This window comes from Flavobacterium branchiarum (assembly GCF_030409845.1).
Lineage (GTDB): Bacteria > Bacteroidota > Bacteroidia > Flavobacteriales > Flavobacteriaceae > Flavobacterium > Flavobacterium branchiarum.
This window is the reverse complement of sequence record NZ_JAUFQQ010000005.1, coordinates 1,138,041-1,155,237: the sequence shown is the minus strand read 5'-3', so window position 1 is coordinate 1,155,237 and position 17,197 is coordinate 1,138,041. Positions and strand designations below refer to the sequence as shown.

13 protein-coding genes and 2 tRNA genes are annotated in these 17,197 nt (G+C 31.8%); 4 read left to right on the top strand and 11 right to left on the bottom strand.

What is annotated here, in order from left to right:
- Positions 1–44 precede the first annotated feature (44 nt).
- The 4 genes from QWY99_RS16965 to map form a co-directional block, all read right to left on the bottom strand.
- The gene (locus QWY99_RS16965) at positions 45–2,954 is read right to left on the bottom strand and encodes a DEAD/DEAH box helicase (protein ID WP_290266916.1); all 2,910 of its coding nucleotides are present in this window, start codon (positions 2,952–2,954) and stop codon (positions 45–47) included.
- A 117-nt stretch (positions 2,955–3,071) separates the two neighbouring features.
- Positions 3,072–3,845, bottom strand: a complete 774-nt coding sequence (locus tag QWY99_RS16960) for a class I SAM-dependent methyltransferase (protein ID WP_290266915.1) — start codon at positions 3,843–3,845, stop codon at positions 3,072–3,074.
- Between the two features lie 49 nt (positions 3,846–3,894).
- Positions 3,895–4,308: a GxxExxY protein gene (locus QWY99_RS16955; protein WP_290266913.1), complete on the bottom strand. Its 414-nt coding sequence runs from the start codon at positions 4,306–4,308 to the stop codon at positions 3,895–3,897.
- Positions 4,309–4,370: 62 nt separating this feature from the next.
- Positions 4,371–5,189: a type I methionyl aminopeptidase gene (gene map / locus QWY99_RS16950; RefSeq protein ID WP_290266912.1), complete on the bottom strand. Its 819-nt coding sequence runs from the start codon at positions 5,187–5,189 to the stop codon at positions 4,371–4,373.
- Between the two features lie 199 nt (positions 5,190–5,388).
- On the opposite strand from map, the gene QWY99_RS16945 reads away from it, so the two are divergent.
- On the top strand, positions 5,389–6,633 hold the full coding sequence (locus QWY99_RS16945; protein ID WP_290266910.1) for a DUF445 domain-containing protein: 1,245 nt from the start codon (positions 5,389–5,391) through the stop codon (positions 6,631–6,633).
- A gap of 68 nt (positions 6,634–6,701) precedes the next feature.
- Here QWY99_RS16945 and QWY99_RS16940 read toward each other — a convergent pair whose 3' ends face one another.
- The 5 genes from QWY99_RS16940 to gpmI all read right to left on the bottom strand — a co-directional run bounded on the left by QWY99_RS16940 (position 6,702) and on the right by gpmI (position 13,427).
- Positions 6,702–8,090, bottom strand: coding sequence for a TolC family protein (locus QWY99_RS16940; protein WP_290266908.1), 1,389 nt, complete (start codon positions 8,088–8,090; stop codon positions 6,702–6,704).
- Positions 8,090–9,436: an HlyD family secretion protein gene (locus QWY99_RS16935; protein ID WP_290266905.1), complete on the bottom strand. Its 1,347-nt coding sequence runs from the start codon at positions 9,434–9,436 to the stop codon at positions 8,090–8,092. Before QWY99_RS16935 ends, QWY99_RS16940 begins: the two co-directional genes overlap by 1 nt.
- A gap of 5 nt (positions 9,437–9,441) precedes the next feature.
- The gene (locus QWY99_RS16930; RefSeq protein WP_290266903.1) at positions 9,442–11,100 is read right to left on the bottom strand and encodes a peptidase domain-containing ABC transporter; all 1,659 of its coding nucleotides are present in this window, start codon (positions 11,098–11,100) and stop codon (positions 9,442–9,444) included.
- An 11-nt stretch (positions 11,101–11,111) separates the two neighbouring features.
- A complete protein-coding gene (locus tag QWY99_RS16925) occupies positions 11,112–11,783 on the bottom strand; it encodes a TetR/AcrR family transcriptional regulator (RefSeq protein WP_290266902.1) in 672 nt (223 codons plus the stop codon).
- A 126-nt stretch (positions 11,784–11,909) separates the two neighbouring features.
- A complete protein-coding gene (gene gpmI, locus QWY99_RS16920) occupies positions 11,910–13,427 on the bottom strand; it encodes a 2,3-bisphosphoglycerate-independent phosphoglycerate mutase (protein ID WP_290266900.1) in 1,518 nt (505 codons plus the stop codon).
- Positions 13,428–14,034: 607 nt separating this feature from the next.
- Here gpmI and QWY99_RS16915 point away from each other — a divergent pair.
- Entirely contained in the window at positions 14,035–14,757 is a 723-nt protein-coding gene (locus tag QWY99_RS16915; RefSeq protein WP_290266898.1) for a murein L,D-transpeptidase catalytic domain family protein, read from the top strand.
- Here the strand turns inward: QWY99_RS16915 and QWY99_RS16910 are convergent.
- Positions 14,746–16,326 carry a L,D-transpeptidase family protein gene (locus QWY99_RS16910; protein ID WP_290266896.1) on the bottom strand — a complete coding sequence of 527 codons (1,581 nt, stop codon included), beginning with the start codon at positions 16,324–16,326 and terminating at the stop codon, positions 14,746–14,748. The two genes, QWY99_RS16915 and QWY99_RS16910, sit on opposite strands and share 12 nt — an antisense overlap.
- Before the next feature lies 1 nt (position 16,327).
- On the bottom strand, positions 16,328–16,765 hold the full coding sequence (locus QWY99_RS16905) for a GNAT family N-acetyltransferase (RefSeq protein WP_290266894.1): 438 nt from the start codon (positions 16,763–16,765) through the stop codon (positions 16,328–16,330).
- A 136-nt stretch (positions 16,766–16,901) separates the two neighbouring features.
- Here QWY99_RS16905 and QWY99_RS16900 point away from each other — a divergent pair.
- Both QWY99_RS16900 and QWY99_RS16895 read left to right on the top strand, forming a co-directional pair.
- Positions 16,902–16,974: transfer RNA gene (locus QWY99_RS16900), tRNA-Gly, on the top strand.
- A gap of 117 nt (positions 16,975–17,091) precedes the next feature.
- Positions 17,092–17,164: transfer RNA gene (locus QWY99_RS16895), tRNA-Gly, on the top strand.
- Positions 17,165–17,197: the final 33 nt, after the last annotated feature.

Here is a 17,197-nt window from a genome sequence, read left to right as displayed (position 1 = left end):
ATGTAAATATAAGAATTTTATATAACGAAAAATGAGTCAGTTTGTTAAGTACCCAATATGTATTCCAAATTAATTTCGATTTCGTCGCTAATATAGCTTTCTTCTAATAGGGAATCAGACAGTAGTTTTTTGTTTTCTTGTAGTTTAATTATTTTTTCTTCAACTGTATTTTTCGAGATAAATCGAATGACATTTACTTTGTTTAATTGTCCAATTCGATGTGCTCTTCCTACTCCTTGCTTTTCAGCAAAAGGATTCCACCAAGGATCTAAAAACAAAACATAAGAAGCTTTCGTAATATTCAATCCAACACCACCAGCTTTAAGAGAGATAAAAAACAGTAAAGGATTCTCATTTTCCTGAAACTGATTCACTTGCTGTTCTCGTTTCTTAGAAGGGGTTTCACCTGTGATTTCACAAAACGCTATTTTGTTATCCTTACACCAAGAGGTATAAAAATTCAAATTGGTGACAAACGAACTAAATATGATAACTTTTTGTTTTCCTTTAACTAAATTTTCTAGATAATTAGTTACTGCAATATATTTTCCAGAATCAATTTCTGAATCCTGATCTACCATTTTCGGATGATTACTCAACTGCCTTAACTTCATCAGCGTATTAATAATGCTGATTTTATCAGGAGTAGAACCATCAGTTTTTAATAAAAAATTACGTGCTTTCGATTTCTCTTTTTCATATAATTTCTCCTGTTCGGGTTCCATATCGCAATAATAGATCTGCTCTGTTAATTCAGGTAAATCTTTTAAAACCTGCTCTTTAGTTCGTCTTAGAATATAAGGCTGAATCAGAGTCTTTAATTCAGACAAACTATTTTCGTCTTGTTTTTTCTCAATCGGAATTTTAAAGTTTTCTGCAAAAAAGTTATAAGTACCTAAAATATCAGGATTTATAAATTCCATTTGTGACCATAAATCATCCAAAGAGTTTTCGATAGGCGTACCACTTAAGGCTATTTTATGAGCTGTTTTTATTTTGTTAATTGCTTTAAAAATCTTCGAACTTTTATTTTTAATATATTGACTTTCGTCTAAAATTAAATAGCGAAAATTATATTTTTCTAGAATTGAAATATCACGATGAATGATGTTGTAGCTAGTAAAAATTAAGTCAGATGATTCTAATCTATTCACTAATTGTTTCCTGTCGTTACCCACATATTGTATTTTCGAAAAATGGGGTGTGAATTTTTGAGACTCGTTGTACCAGTTGAAAACTAATGAAGAAGGTAAAACAATCAAGGTTTTTAAAGGATCTCTTTCAATAGTAGTTTCGTTTTGAAACAAATCAAAATTGGTGGTTTTGGTTGTAAATCCTAATTGTTCCTGTACAGCAACCAGAACGGCTAAGGTTTGTAACGTCTTACCAAGTCCCATATCATCAGCCAGACAGGCACCTAAGTTAGAATTAAAGTGACCTAAAAGCCATTTAACGCCATCAATTTGATAAGGTCTCAAAGTTGCTTTTAGCAAATCAGAAGAGGTATATTCGGCTTTGTAAATAGGGTTTACATCGTTTTTAATTTCCGGAATAGCATCCAAAGCAGCAAAATTACTTTTGCGCAGCAGAAGATTTCCATCTTCAGTTTTAGCCAATTTTGCTAAAGAACCATATTTGCTGAGCCATTCTATTGGAATCAAAAAATAGTTACCGTCAGGCAATAAAAACAGCCTTTCTTTGCTTTTTATATTTGGAATAATTTCGCTAAAATTTATAGTAAAAGTTCCAATTGTAAGCGTTATTTTGATGTCAAACCAGTCTTCTTTTGTTTCTTGTCTTGAAGCCGAAATAGTATGACTTTCTGTAATTATTTCTTTGCTTTCTAGTTGGAGATTTTCTATTGTAAAACCTAAGCTTTTTAGTTCTTTTTTACGATTGATAACCAATTGAATAGTAGCGTAAGGATCAGGAGTTTTGGTATTTGAATTCCATCCAAACAATTCATTTTTAATTTTTATAAAACCAAATTCAAGTAGTTTTTCGGTGTATAAAGTTTCATCAGCACTTCGTTTGAACTGAATTATCTTGGGCTCATTAGCAATGCTAAAATCGACAAATGTATGTGTGTTTTTGGTTTTGCTAGCATCAAATGAATAGCCATTATATTCGAAATGTAGATTGAGATAATAGCAATTTTTAAAGAAATCATAAACGGGTTGAATCGTACAAGAGATAATTTTATCACGAAGTTCTATTTCAAAACCAGTTGCTTCAATGTCTGTTTTTTTTGCTATTTCAGGGATGAAATTTTTAAAATAGTCATCAACTAATCGTGAAGGGATTTCGATTGATTTTTTCTTTAAAAAAGGCGTGAGTTTCTTAGAATTTAGCTCTTTTAGCTGTCCTAGTTTTTTATTAATAATTAACCAACCTGGCTCGTCTAAAAGAATATCAATACTACTATCCATGGGCGAAAATGTAGTTTCGTTTTCTTTTAAAGACAACGTATAAGTAATTCCTTCTGAGTGTTTGTCAAATTGAATTAGTGGCTCAAAATCGAGAGGGGCAATGCTAACTCTCGAACGGTAAAAATCTTTTTCAACTCCCATGTTAATTGATAACGGAAATTGTTCTTTTACAATTAGCATGTAAAAGGAGCTTAAATTAAATTGCAAATGCTGGCGTATTGCAAAATCAATTTTAGAGTCTTTTTGTAAATCCGTAATTGTTTTTGCGGATTTGATTTTTGCGCTAAATTTCTTGAAAATAAATTCAGGCTTCAATGCTTCACAAGCAGTTAGTATTCTTTTTGAATTCGAATCTAAATCTTCGAAAACAATTCCGAAACTTTCTAGAACGCCTGTTGTTGCTTTTTTATTTAAATATCTAATTTCATCAGTGTTTTCAATGATATAAGCCGTCGGAATATAAGTATTTAGGTTTTTATCAAAACTGATGTCAAAACAAAATTGAAATAATTTAGTAGGTTGCAAGATGATAGGTTTGGTTTGGTTGTAATTTGAGGACTTGTATAAAATTAAAAAGTTTTCAAATTATTGCTATTTTGAAAACTTTTTAAATGTGATTGTATCACTTGGAGAAAAGACTATTTAGTTTTCCTTTTTGAAGCAAAGTGGAATAATTTCTCCTTTTGCTAAGCAATATTTTTCTACCAGTTCGGGAGAAATTTTATTGGTATAATCTTCTTCGATAACAATGAAACCGATACTTCTTAATTTATCAAAATAATCACGACCGTAAATACGTACGTGATCGTATTGTCCGAATATTTTAGCACGTTCTTTTTGATCGGTTATAGAGTCATCAGCAAAAGTTGTTGCTCTTGATAAATCTTGTGGAATTTGTAAAACGGCCATTCCGCCAGGTTTCAAGACACGAAATAATTCTTGCATCGCTTTGGTGTCATCTGGAATATGTTCTAAAACATGATTACATAAAATAACATCATATTCATTGTCCTTAAAAGGTAAATTACATATATCTGCTTTAACATCTGCCAAAGGCGAAAATAAATCAGTTGTGGTGTAATCTAGGTTTTTTTGCTTGCGAAATAGTTTGTAAAAAGCCTGTTCAGGGGCAAAGTGCAATATTTTTTTTGGAGCTGTAAAAAAATCAGTTTGATCGTTAAGGTATAACCACAGTAAGCGATGTCTCTCTAGCGAAAGAGTGCTTGGTGACAATACATTATTACGTTGTTTACCGTAACCATATGGCAAAAACATTTTAAAACTTTTACCATCTATAGGATCGGTAAATTTATCTCCTTTTAATGTAAAGGCTAAAATTGGACGCGCCACATAACTCAACCGAATTAACAATGGACGTGGAATGGTATTAAGAACTAGTTTGAAAAGTTTTTTCATAATTATTTCGCAAAGGCTCACAAAGGGAACTCAAAGATTCGCTAAGTTTTTAAATATTTGATTTTGAGTTTATAAATCTTTTTATATTGTTTTTTAATATAGTGCTATTGTAATTTATTAACAAACCTAATGGGTATTTTCCCAGTTTCAAGTATGTTAATATTTGAGCAAAATGTGCAGGGCTAAAACTTTCAACAGTTTTTAATTCGATTACTAATTTATCTTCTACAAGTAAATCAATCCTGTATCCTTGTTCTAGTCTAATTTCTTTATAAATAATTGGAAGTGTTACTTCTTTTTTAACTTTTAAACCTGCATTTTTAATTTCATAAAATAGGCATTCCTGATAAGCAGATTCGAGCAAACCAGGACCAAGTTGCCGATGAACTTCTATTGCCAATCCAATTATCTTGTATGATATAGCTTGTAAATCTTCAGGTATTTCGGAGAACTTGTCACTCATCTTTAGGCTTATTTGAAACTAAATCTTGGCGTTTACTTTGTGAAACTTTGCGTAATAACGTGTTATAATGTCAATGGCACTTTTCTAAATTCATCTTCTTCGTTGCTTTCTATTCCTAGTGCTTTATAGATGTATTGGAAAGTTGATAAGATTTCTGGTTTACCATCAATAAGAGCTACATCATGTTCAAAATGTGCACTTGGTTTTCCATCGGCTGTTGTAATTGTCCAACCATCTTTATGTTGTTTTATGTTTCTTGTTCCAAGGTTAATCATTGGCTCGATCGCAACAACCATTCCTTCAACAAAAAGTTTACCTCTACCTTTTTTTCCATAATTAGGCATTTCTGGATCTTCGTGCATTTTTTGCCCAAGTCCATGACCAACTAGTTCACGAACAACTCCGTATCCATGTGCTTCAGTATATTTTTGTATGGCACTTCCAACATCTTCTACGCGGTTTCCAGCTTTAAATTCGCGGATTCCAACATATAAAGATTCTTTAGTAACTTGTAGTAATTTTTTAACTTCTGGAGCAACTTCTCCTATCTCAAAGCTGTAAGCATGATCTCCATGATATCCATTTTTGTAGGCACCACAGTCTACCGAGATAACATCACCACTTTTTAAAGGAGTGTTGTTTGGAATACCGTGTACAACTTGTGAGTTTGGACTCATACATAATGAGTTTGGAAAGTCATATAAACCTAAAAAACTTGGAACTGCACCGTGATCACGAATGAATTCTTCGGCTAGTTTATCAAGATATAATGTGGTAACTCCTTCTTTTATTTCAGAAGCAATCATTCCTAATGTTTTTGATACGATTAAGGCACTTTCGCGCATTAATTCTATTTCTTCACGTGATTTTACAATAATCATAATTTCGAATTTTCTGTTTGCAAAAGTACAATTTTAATATTATTTTCTTTAAGTAGCCTTTGGTTTTAATTATATCATTTAAAACTAGATTTAAAAGCAGTCTATAAATATATAGAAAGTTTGTAAAATTATCTTACTAAAATGAAAACAGTTGTTGAAACAATTGAATAAATTAGCTTAATAATTAATTCTTCCTATCATGAAAAGTATTAATAACCAAGAAGTAATAAGCAAAGTAGCAGGTTTGATCAAAATGAAACGATTTGCTTTAGGAGTATTGGGTGGAGCTGTACTGCTTTTTTTAATTGCAATTTATTTTAAAATAGGCTGGCTCAAAGCTTTTAGCGAAGCGGCAATGGTTGGTGGAATTGCAGATTGGTTTGCGATAGTGGCTTTATTCAGGCATCCTTTGGGTTTGCCTATTCCGCATACGGCTTTGATACCCAATAATAAAGATGCAATTGGTCAAAACTTAGGCACTTTTGTTTCAGATGAGTTTTTGATTAAAGAGAAATTAGAGGCAAAAATTGAACAGTTTAATTTTGCTGCAAAGGCAGCTGATTGGCTATCTGAAAAAAACAACGCAAATACTATTGCTTCTTTGATAATTGAAGATGTAATTCCAGGTATTTTAAAAACGATTGTAGATGAAGATGTTCAGAAATTCATACAAGTGAAATTTGAAGCCAAATTGCAAGAAATAAACTTTGGAGAATGGATTGCAATTGGGTTGGAGTCTTTGACTAAAAGCGAAAAGCAGGAGCAGTTAATATCCAATGTCCTAAAAATACTTACTGAAGAATTGCAGAATAATAGAGAAGTGATTCGGGAGAAAGTAAATGAATCAACTCCTTGGTACACGCTTGGAGTGGCAGATAAAAAAATTGCAGACGGTATTTTTAATGGATTGTATGAGTTTATCGATGAAGCAAAACATGCAAATAGTAGCATTCGAAGAAAAATAAATACATATGTTCTTAATTTTATCTCCGAGTTAAATAGCTCGCCAGAGTTGCAACAAAAAGTAAATGATTTGGTTATTGAGTTTGCTCATAAGAAAGAAGTCATTGAGTATATTGGTGCTATATGGAGTCAAATAAAAGATGCAATTGCTACCGATTTAGAAAAGAAAGAGGATTCTAAAATAAAGAACAGAATTATAAGTATGATTCAGAATTTCGGAATCAGTATAAAAAGTGATCTTGTTATGTTGAGCAAAATAAATGATTTTATAAAAATAGATTTGCTAGGTATTCTTCTTAAAAATAAACAAATGATTGGTGATCTGATAGCATCATCAGTAAAGAGCTGGGACAAGGAAGAAATCTCCAATAAGCTAGAATTAGAAATAGGTAAAGATCTCCAATTTATACGTATTAACGGAACTGTGGTAGGAGGGATTGTGGGGCTTTTAATTTATTTTGTAGAGCATATTATTACCTAGAATCTTTAAAAAACAAAAAGAGACAAGTTTTAGAATTTGTCTCTTTTTTGATTTGTTTTATACTGGTTTTAATCTGGGTTTGCCATGATTTTAAAAAGTTCCGAATTTGAGATGTAAAATCGGTTTTCTAATGCAATAGCGGCAAGCTTAGCGCTAACCAAATTATTTTCTCGGGTATTAATTAAGAATAAAGAGCTCTCGCCAAATGAGAATAATCGTTCTTCGGAGTTGAGCATTGTAATGTTATTTTCGACCAAATCTTTGGCAAGTTTCTTCTGCTTTTGCAATGAAGTGATTTCTATTTTTTGTGCACTTATTTTATTCGTTAATTGCACTTTTTCTAGAGCCAAAGCAAATTCGTTTTCTTGAACTTTGTATTTTGCTAATCTTAAACTTCCTCGTTCTTTTCTTAAAAATAGAGGGAAATAAAACTCCACACCAAATTTGTAATCTTGAAAGCGATAATTGTCAATATAGCTAGGTTCCGATAAATAGGAGTAGCCCAAGTTTATTTTTGGTAAGAGCATATTCTGCTTTAGATCTTTCTCTACATTCAGAATGTCTATTTTATTTTGCAATGCATTTATTTTTGGATGTGCATCCAAGCTAAAGTCTTTTTGTAATAAATCATTAGTTTTTAGTGTTTCTTGCAAGGTGTTTTCTAGCACCGTTTCTGGTATAAGATTTTCTGAAACTTCTAAGGGAATATTATTTTCTAGCCAAAGAAAATTAGATAGTTCTAATTTAGATTTGGTTAGTTTTAATTTAGAATCCTCAAAGCTTAATTGTCTGTTTTTTAAACTTATTCCTGCTTCAATACTGTCAATAGCAGGTTTGTCGCCGCGGCTAATAAGAGATTTAATTCCTGATAAACGTATTTGAGCATTGTTATTGTATGTTTCATAGAGCTTCATTTCGTCAAAATTCTTCTTCCAATTAAAATACGCAATCGAAGCATCGTATAAAATACTAATGGCTTGGAGTTTTCTTTCAGATTCACTAAGCTTCATTTGAATTTTAGCTTTTCGAACATCCGCCATTCTTTGATTAATGAATAATCCTTGCCCGATAGGCACATTGATTCCTAAAGAAGTTAATCCTTGATTTGGAGTAGAATTTTCGGGATTAAGATAAATACCTTCACTATTGTCAAATCCAGCTTTTAATTCGATTCCGTACCAAGTTGGGATTTTAAAACTGCTATTTAAAATCGAATAGTATTCTTTGTCTTTAAATTCCTTTTTACTAAAATCGACTTCAATTTTTGGATCAAAACCACCTCGAGCCATCATTAAATTAGCTTGAGCTTTGTTAACTTCTAAATTGGCATTTTTAACCAAAGGATGGTATTTTTTTACATATCCAAGAAATTCATTATAGGTGAATTCTTTGGAGATTGGTTCTTGGCCAAAAAGCGTAAAACCAATAAATAGGAAAACTAAATATATCGGTTTCATTATTTTTTTTCTTTAGTGGTTTTTGTCTCACTTTTATAATAATTAGGAGGGAATCCGTTTAGGGTTCTCCATATTTCAAACCAAATTGGCACCGTTTCTAATAAAGCAAGCGTTTGAGCACCAGAACCAATACTTAGTTGTTTTGGCCATTTTGCTTCTGATGGATCTGGAGCGATAAGGACTCTGTATTTGCCGTTGGGACTAATAAAATTTTCTATAGCAACCACTTTTCCACCAAAGGTTCCATATGAAATATCTGGCCAGCCAGAAAATACAATCGTTGGCCAACCATCAAACCAAATACGTACTTTTTCTCCTTTTGTCATTAATGGTAAATCAATAGGACTTATGTAAGTTTCAACAGCAATATCATATTCAGATGGCATTATAGTCACAATTGGAGTGCCTTCTTTTATAGTTTCTCCTATACCAGCAAGTAGAGCTCTGTTAATGTAACCATTTTGAACTGCTTTAATGTAATACATGCCATTTCGAACGCTATAATTTACGTATTGATTTTCTAATTTATTGACTTGTGCTTCCGTATCAAATTTATTACTCAAAGTGGTAAACTGATCACTTTTTGCTTTGGCAACCTTCTCAGAATATTCAGCCGTAATTCTATTGACTTCTACTTTAGAATTGATGTATTCATTTTTGCTAGTTAGGTATTTGTTTTCCTGAGTTACAATCTTAGCATCAACATCTTGTAATTTTAAACGTTTTTCTTCAACATCAGTCAACGGTTTAAGTCCTTCTTTATTAAGTTGTACGGAACGATCGTATTGTGTGTTTGCAATTTTTAATTGGGTTTTGACTGCAATAAGATCGATACTATCACTTTTTATTTTTAAAAGAGATTGCTTTACTTTGTTTTTAGCTTGCTCTAATTTTAATTTCTGTTCATTTTCTATAAATTGAATTTGCTTAGAAAGGGTATTCACTTTTGAGTCATATGATTCTAGAGAATGTTTTTTTGCAGTTACTTGGTTTTTAGTATTCTCGACCAAGTTTGGATCCATGTAGTCTTCTTTTACCTCAGATATGTACATGATTGTATCTCCCTTTTTTACAAAATCACCTTCTTGAACATACCATTTTTCAATTCTTCCAGAAATAACACTCTGAATAGATTGTGGTCTTTGATTTGGTTTTAAGGTTGTCACGGCTCCTGATCCAGAAATATTCTGTGTCCAAGGCAAGAACAGTGCAATTGCACCAAAGATAGAAGTGCCTATAATGATTTTGTTTAGAATTTTGTAATGAGGCCTATTACTTAGGTTTTTTACAGTTTCATATTTGTCAAGAGGCTGTATTTTTGTTTTGTTGTCAGAAATGTTTAGCATAGCTTTTATTTTTTTTGATCAAGTATGATATGTCCTCTTTGCATCGTTATTTTTCGAGTAGATTTAGTCTCCCAATACGGATTTTTAGATGAAACAATAATGGTCCATTTGTTTTTGTCTGAAGTAATAAAATCAATGATTTCATTTGCAACAGTATCATCCATAGTATCCGTTGGATCTTCATAAAAAAGAATTTTTGGCTTATGAATAATACTTCTCGCTAGCAGTAATTTTTGGGCATTTGAGGAAGATAATTGTTGTCCTTCGGGAAAAATATGGGTATCTAAACCTTTTGGTAATTGTCTGATAAAGGAGCCAAGTTGTACTCCTTCGATAGCCCATTTTAGGTCTTCAGAGCTTACAGTGGGGTCATTAAAGGTTAGATTTTCTAGAATAGTTCCTTCAAACGGAGTCTCATTATAATTTATGTAGCTAATTTGTGAGCGGTATTGCTTTATATTTATTTTTTTATACGTGTCATCATTGATGTAAAGAGAGCCTGAATTTTGTTTTAAAACTCTTGATAATAAGCGAATCAGTGTTGTTTTTCCAGAACCATTCGTACCATCAATTACTACTTTTTCACCTTGTTCTATTTTAAGATTAATACCCTCTAAAATATAGTTCTCGGAATCTGGAAATTTAAAATTCAAATTTTCAGTTTCTAATGTTATGTTATTGTAGCAATTATCCTCTTCAGAATCTGTATATTCTTCTAATTCTAAGTCGTTTATTTGTCCTATTTTTTCAACAGAACTTAAAACATCATAGAAGGTTTGAAGTCCTAAGATAATTTTTTCTACAGAGTTTATTACCAATAAGATTATAATTTCTGCAGCTACAAACTGTCCGATGTTCATTTCCTGATCTAGTACTAAAAATCCTCCAATGGATAATAATCCAGCAGTTATTATTATTTTAAAGATAATTAATTGAGTAAATTGTTTTTTAATGACGCTAAAATGTTTCTCGCGATACGTAAGATAATCGGTAATTAAAGTGTCGTTTTTTTGAAGTGCAAAATCATGGGTGAGTTCATTGATAAAACTAAAGCTATTACGTGCAATTTCTTGTAGCCAGTTTACAACACTATATTTAGCTTTTGATTCTTTTAAGCTGGTTTCTAAACCAGGATTGTAAGAAAATTTAAAAATAAAGAATAAAAGTAAAAGAAGAAGCACACCGAAAATAATAAAATACGGATGATATAAGGATAATAAAATAATTCCAAAAACGATTTGAAGTAGCGCAGCCGAGAAATCTATTAACAATTTGGAAGTTCCTTTTTGGATCGTTAGCGTATCGAAAAAGCGGTTCGTTAATTCCGGTAAATAATGTCCGTATATCTGATTTGATTTGATTTTTGGTAATCGTGCAGCAAACTCAAAGGAGGATCGGACGAATATTTTTTGTTGTAAATTTTCGGTAATACGCAATTGCATTAAAGATAGAATTCCCACTAATGCAACACCTACTACAACTAATATGATGAGTATTATCCATGAAACACTTACTCTACCAGATTGTATAAAGTTTATGATTGCCTGAATACCTAATGGGAGTGATAAACTGATTAATCCTGCAAAAATAGCATAGAAGAAAATTTGATAAACGTCTTTTTTATCTAGCTCAAGTAAATTGTAAAATCGTTTTAATGGAGTCATGTTTTTTCTTTTTAGCGCAAAACGTTTTCTGCAAGGTTTAAATAAAATTGAGTAGTTGTAACAGTCTCATTGCAATCTGTGATTGTTTTTAAATGATCTGTTAGAAAATGTTGGTGTAAACTTCCTTCTACAATAGTTGATATTAAAGATTTTGCAAAAGGATATTCTGGGTTCACTTCTTTTACAATAGCCACAATTCGGCTAATAACTCTTTTGTATATTAAAAAAAAGCCTTCTTTGTTTTCTTGATCGACCTCTTTAGTATGAAGCGTTTTGGTAAATTCTGCAATTATAATTTTATTTAAAATTGCCTCGTTAATATGATCTGTATTAGTATCGTCTGTTACTTTTTCAGTAACAATCGTTATCGCTTTATTTAGTTTTTCTTTTTTATCTGTGATGTTAGTGGTGCTAAATACAAGTTTGTATTCCATCCAGCTCCAATACCAAGAAGATAAATAAACTAATAATTTGTGTTTGTTTTCAAAATAGCGATAAATAGAGCTTTCGTTTGAGCCTATTTTTTCGCCTAATTTTTTAAATGTAAAATTATCAAAACCAATAGCATCGATGAGGAGTATACTATGTTCAATGATTTTTTTTCCTAATACAGATGTTTCTGGATCTTTTACATAGATCTTTTCGTTGATTTGGATTTTTAAATTTGATAGTATAATTTCCATATAAGTTATTTTAAATGCAAATATAATAGTATTACTGTTATATTTACGTTTTTAACTTTTATTTATGTAAAAAAAAAGCTACTCTTATAGTTAAGAATAGCTTTTAGTTTTTTTGTTTCAAATTGCTTACAATAATGAATGACAGGTCATTGCAGCAGGTTGAGGTATTCCCATTAACTCAAGTATAGTAGGAGCAATGTCACCTAGAACACCATCGTGTATCGTTTTTAATTCTTTGTCAACCAAAATAATTGGTACAGGATTAGTCGTGTGTGCTGTATTAGGGCTTCCGTCAGGATTAATCATCGTTTCACAATTTCCGTGATCTGCAATTACAATCGTAGTGTAATCATTTGCAAGGGCTGCCTCGATAACTTCTTTTACACAAGCATCAACAGCTTCGCAGGCTAATATAGCAGCGCTCATAATTCCAGTATGTCCTACCATGTCTCCATTGGCAAAATTTAAGCATACAAAATCTACTTCGCCTTTGTTTAATTCAGGAACTAATGCATCTTTTAATTCAAAAGCACTCATTTCAGGCTTTAAATCATAAGTAGCTACTTTTGGAGAATTTCTTAAGATTCTAGTTTCGCCTTCAAAAGGAACTTCTCTTCCTCCAGAGAAGAAAAAAGTTACGTGAGGATATTTCTCCGTTTCGGCAATACGAATTTGTTTTCTATTGGCTTTTTCTAAAACTTCACCTAAAGTTTCTGTAATGTTGTCTTTATTGTAAACAACTTTTACATTTTTATACGTTTCGTCGTAATTGGTAAGTGTAACGTAGTATAAGTTTAGTTTATGCATGTTTTGCTCGTGAAAGTCTTCTTGCGAAAGCGCCTCAGTAAGTTCACGACCTCTATCAGTTCTAAAATTGAAGAAAATAACAACATCATCCTCTTCGATAGTTGCCAAAGGTTTGTCGTTTGCGTCAACCATAATGATTGGAGCAATAAACTCATCGGTAACATCATTTTTATAACTTTCTTTGATTGAAGCTACAGCATCTTTTGAGTGTGCTCCTAAGCCGTTAACAATTAAGTCGTAAGCAAGTTTTACACGTTCCCAACGTTTGTCACGGTCCATTGCATAATAACGACCAATAACTGATGCTATTTTAACTGGAGTATTTGCAATATGGTTTTCTAAATCTTGAATATAAGTTGCTCCAGATTTCGGATCTACATCGCGGCCGTCTGTAAAAGCATGAATAAACACTTTGTCTAAGCCATATTCTTGAGTAGCATCTATTAATCCTCTTAGGTGAGAAGTGTGTGAGTGAACACCACCATCTGAAACTAAACCTAAAAAGTGAACTTTTTTATTGTTTTCTTTAGCGTAAGTAAAAGCGTCTACAAGGACTTGCTCTTTTGCCAAAGTATTGTTAGCTACTGCAAGGTTGATTTTTGCTAAATCTTGGTAAACGATTCTTCCTGCACCAAGGTTCATATGACCAACTTCACTATTTCCCATTTGTCCTTCAGGTAAACCTACGTTTAAACCATCGGTACGAAGTTGAGCGCTTGGGTAGTTTTTGTAAAGGCTATTTATAAATGGAACATTTGCATTGTCTATTGCAGATACTTTAGGGTCAGGAGATTTTCCCCAACCATCTAAAATCATAAGGATTACTTTTTTGTTCATCAGAATTTATTTTCTACAAAGATAAGAGATTTATAAAATGTTTAAGGACGACAGAGTTACAATTATGCTTTATAAAGGGAACTGTATTAAAAAATAATAATTTAATTGCGGATGCTTAATTTTTTTATAATATATGCAGATTAGAATTTATTTTAGTTGGTAGCATAATTGAGGAAATGATAAATGACTATCAAAAATGGTTCTTCTTAATTTCTGTGTTTACTTTCTGTTTCAAATTATTATAATTCGTAAAAAAGACATTTAACTTATAGAAATATAGTTCCGATAGCTATCGGAACTAGGTGTGAAAATAATGATGCCCAAGGGATTTGATAAGTCTCTTTAAATTTGTATTTGCTTAATAATAAAACAGTTAATTAAAGAGGTTTAATGCTGTTATTTTGCTGAAAATTATAAGATTTGAGTTGTATTTTGCTGTTATTCAGAGTTTTTAATTATAGTTTTATTAAGAGAATGCAATAATTATTAGGTTTGATTCGTTAAAAATTAATTAAAAAGCCTTTTGTTTTCCTTTTAAAATTTTGAAAGCTATGATTTTTTTATACATTTGCGAACCCAGAAATAAATTATAACCTAAACATATTCAATGATTTATAAGATTTATCCCGCGTTGCTTTTCTTGTTTTTGTCATTTACCACGGATACAAAAACGACAACAGAAGTTAAACAAGTTGAGAAAAAAAATATCGCCAGTACAGTAATTACAAGCTTAGATTTAAGAGTTAAGGCGGTTTATAGCACGCTTAACGCTAATAACTTCGATTTACCAGATGCTAAAAGTTTTACAGAAGCCTTAAAAGGTTTTTATTTATTAAAAGATAAAGGAGTTATACAAAAAAATCTTTTGACTCTAATTGATTTTAGTATGTCTTCTAATATGAAACGTCTTTGGGTAATTGACCTTTCTACTAATACAATATTATTTCAATCTTTAGTTGCACACGGAAAAAATACAGGAGAAGAATTTGCATCTGATTTCTCAAACACAAATTCTTCTTTTAAGAGTAGTCTCGGGTTTTATGCAACTGCAGAAGTATATAAAGGAAAGCACGGAGTTTCATTGCGCTTAGATGGTTTAGAAAAAGGAGTTAATGATAATGCACGTGAAAGAGCAGTTGTAATTCATGGAGCCAATTATGTTTCTGAGTCATTTATCAGAGGCAATAAGAGGTTAGGGCGTAGCTTAGGCTGTCCTGCTATTCCGGTAGAATTAACAAATGCAATTATCGAAGCAATTAAAGATAAATCATGTTTGTATATCTATCATCCATCTAGAACTTTCGCAATGGAAGAAAGGCTAATTTCTTAATTTAGCGTACAAATCTGCATCTAGATTGTAGATGTCATCTCTAAATTGTAAAGAGTTATCTTCGTTCCAAGCGGTCCAATACCATTGATAGATCGCGTATTTTTTAGCAATTCTTGCATTGGTAGTCTTTTTGGTTACAATAATAGAGTCTATTTTTTCTTTAGACCATTTAGTAGAGTCCAATATATGAAGCGCTAATTCCAGCGGATTTTCTACTCGAATACAACCAGAACTTAAAGAGCGGTTACTTCTGCCAAATAAGCCACGATGATTCGTGTCATGTAAATAAACACTATGATTGTTTGGGAATAAAATTTTCATTAATCCCAAAGAATTATGATTTCCCGGACTTTGTACATAGCGATATCTTCCTGGGGAATTTTCATTCCAATCACTTGGATCCACTACCGAGTTATCTTTGTCATAAATAGTGATGTTTTTATTCTTTAAATAATTTCGATTTCGTTTCATTGCAGGAACAACATCTTCTTTTAGAATAGTTGGAGGAACAGTCCATGTAGGATTTAAAACGACAGTTGAAAGTGTTGAGGTGAGTATCGGTGTTTTTCGGCTAATAGTTCCAACGACAATTTTTCGAACTACTGTGGTGTCTTTGCTTTCAACAACGTTTAGGCTGTAATCAGGTATGTTTATTATGAAATAATTTTCGGCAAGTGTATCTGGGTACCATCTCCAGCGCTCGATATTAGCAATAATTTGATGTTTTCTTCGAGTTTTAGAAAAGTTTAAAGCGTTAACTGTTCCTTTACCAATCACGCCATCAGCAGCTAAGCCATGACGCATTTGGAATCTTTTAATTGCTTCAAGCGTTTTACTGTCGTAAATAGAAGTTAGACTGTCTCTTCCGGCTAAGTCTTTCCAGTATAAAAGTCGTTTTTTTATTGTAATCATTGCGTTATTAGTATCGTGTAATACTACTTTATCTTTAACGTCGATTGATCTAATGTTATCATCTGGAAATTGGTCTAATAATGCAAGTGCTTTTAGGAGTCTTTTATAAGTATATGTTTTAGGTTGGCTTTGTTCAACAGTAAGTGCTAAATCATCATCGTTAAAAGCTTTTATAAGGATGTTGTTTACATCAAATGGTTTTTCGTTTAAATCCCAGTCATTATATAGTTTCTTTGGATTTAGCTTTCCTTTATATAGGTGAGTTAAGTATTTCTGGAAATTATAGGTAAGTAAAACATCATAAAGAGCTAAATCGGTATCGGTTAGTTTGCTTATTTTGTTTTCAAAGTCCTTTATTTTTTTTAAAGCATAATCATTTGGTTCCAAGCCAAGCGTTTCTGATTTTTTTAATTCATCTATTATAAAGGTTCTTTTTTTTAGATTGCCCCAAACGGTTTCATTGTTAGAGGCAATATAGAATTTTTGAAGGTTTTCACTTTTAAAAGAATTAATCAACGAAGTGTCCAGTTGAATTTTTCGTTCATCGGTTTGGATGATTGCTGGAAGGGGTTCTGTTTTCTTTATAGGAATTACTTTTTCTTCCTTTTTGCAACTTATAACAATAGATAATAATATAATAAAGTAAAGTTTATTCATCTTAAAGGTTTTTAAACATTAGTAGATGTTCTCCAACACCTTTTATTTCAAAAACAGCTCCCGTTTTCTGGTAGCCCATTTTTTCATAAAAACCGACAGCTTCGGTTCTCGCGTTAAACCATATTAAATCGCAATTGTTGTTAATGCAGTATTCTTCGCAGTGATTTACCAGTGCTTCTCCGAATCCTTTTTTTCTGAAATCATCTAAAATGGCCATCCCTCGGATCTGAGATTGGGAGTTTTCTGTAAATGTAATGTTGGAATTTTTAAATAATGATATGATTCCGACTAAGCTTTCGTGTTCAAATAGGCCAAAGTGATGTGTTGATGGTAAATCATCACCATCAAATCGGCAACTTTCTATTGGTTTTCCTTTTCTCAAAACAGGATTACGGACTAAATAAGTCTCTTGGGCGGGTATTTCTTGTATGTTTGGCATAATGTTTTATAAAAAAGTAAAATTATAACTTTTTAGTTTTAAATGCCTTATAGAATTACTTTAAAATTTTATGAAATTTTAATAAAAAAAACTTGTTTATAACTTGATTTATTCTCTATATTTGCACCACAGTAATGCGAAAGTAGCTCAGTTGGTAGAGCTCCAGCCTTCCAAGCTGGTTGTCGCGAGTTCGAGCCTCGTCTTTCGCTCTAAGAGTTAAAAAGTAAAAATTTTAACTTCGTTTTGAAAAGAATTATTGTTGAGATAAATAATTGAATTTATTTTTGGATATTAAAAATAAATTTTTATCTTTGCAGCCTGTTAATGCGAAAGTAGCTCAGTTGGTAGAGCTCCAGCCTTCCAAGCTGGTTGTCGCGAGTTCGAGCCTCGTCTTTCGCTCTTAAAAAGCCGAAACTTAATTGTTTCGGCTTT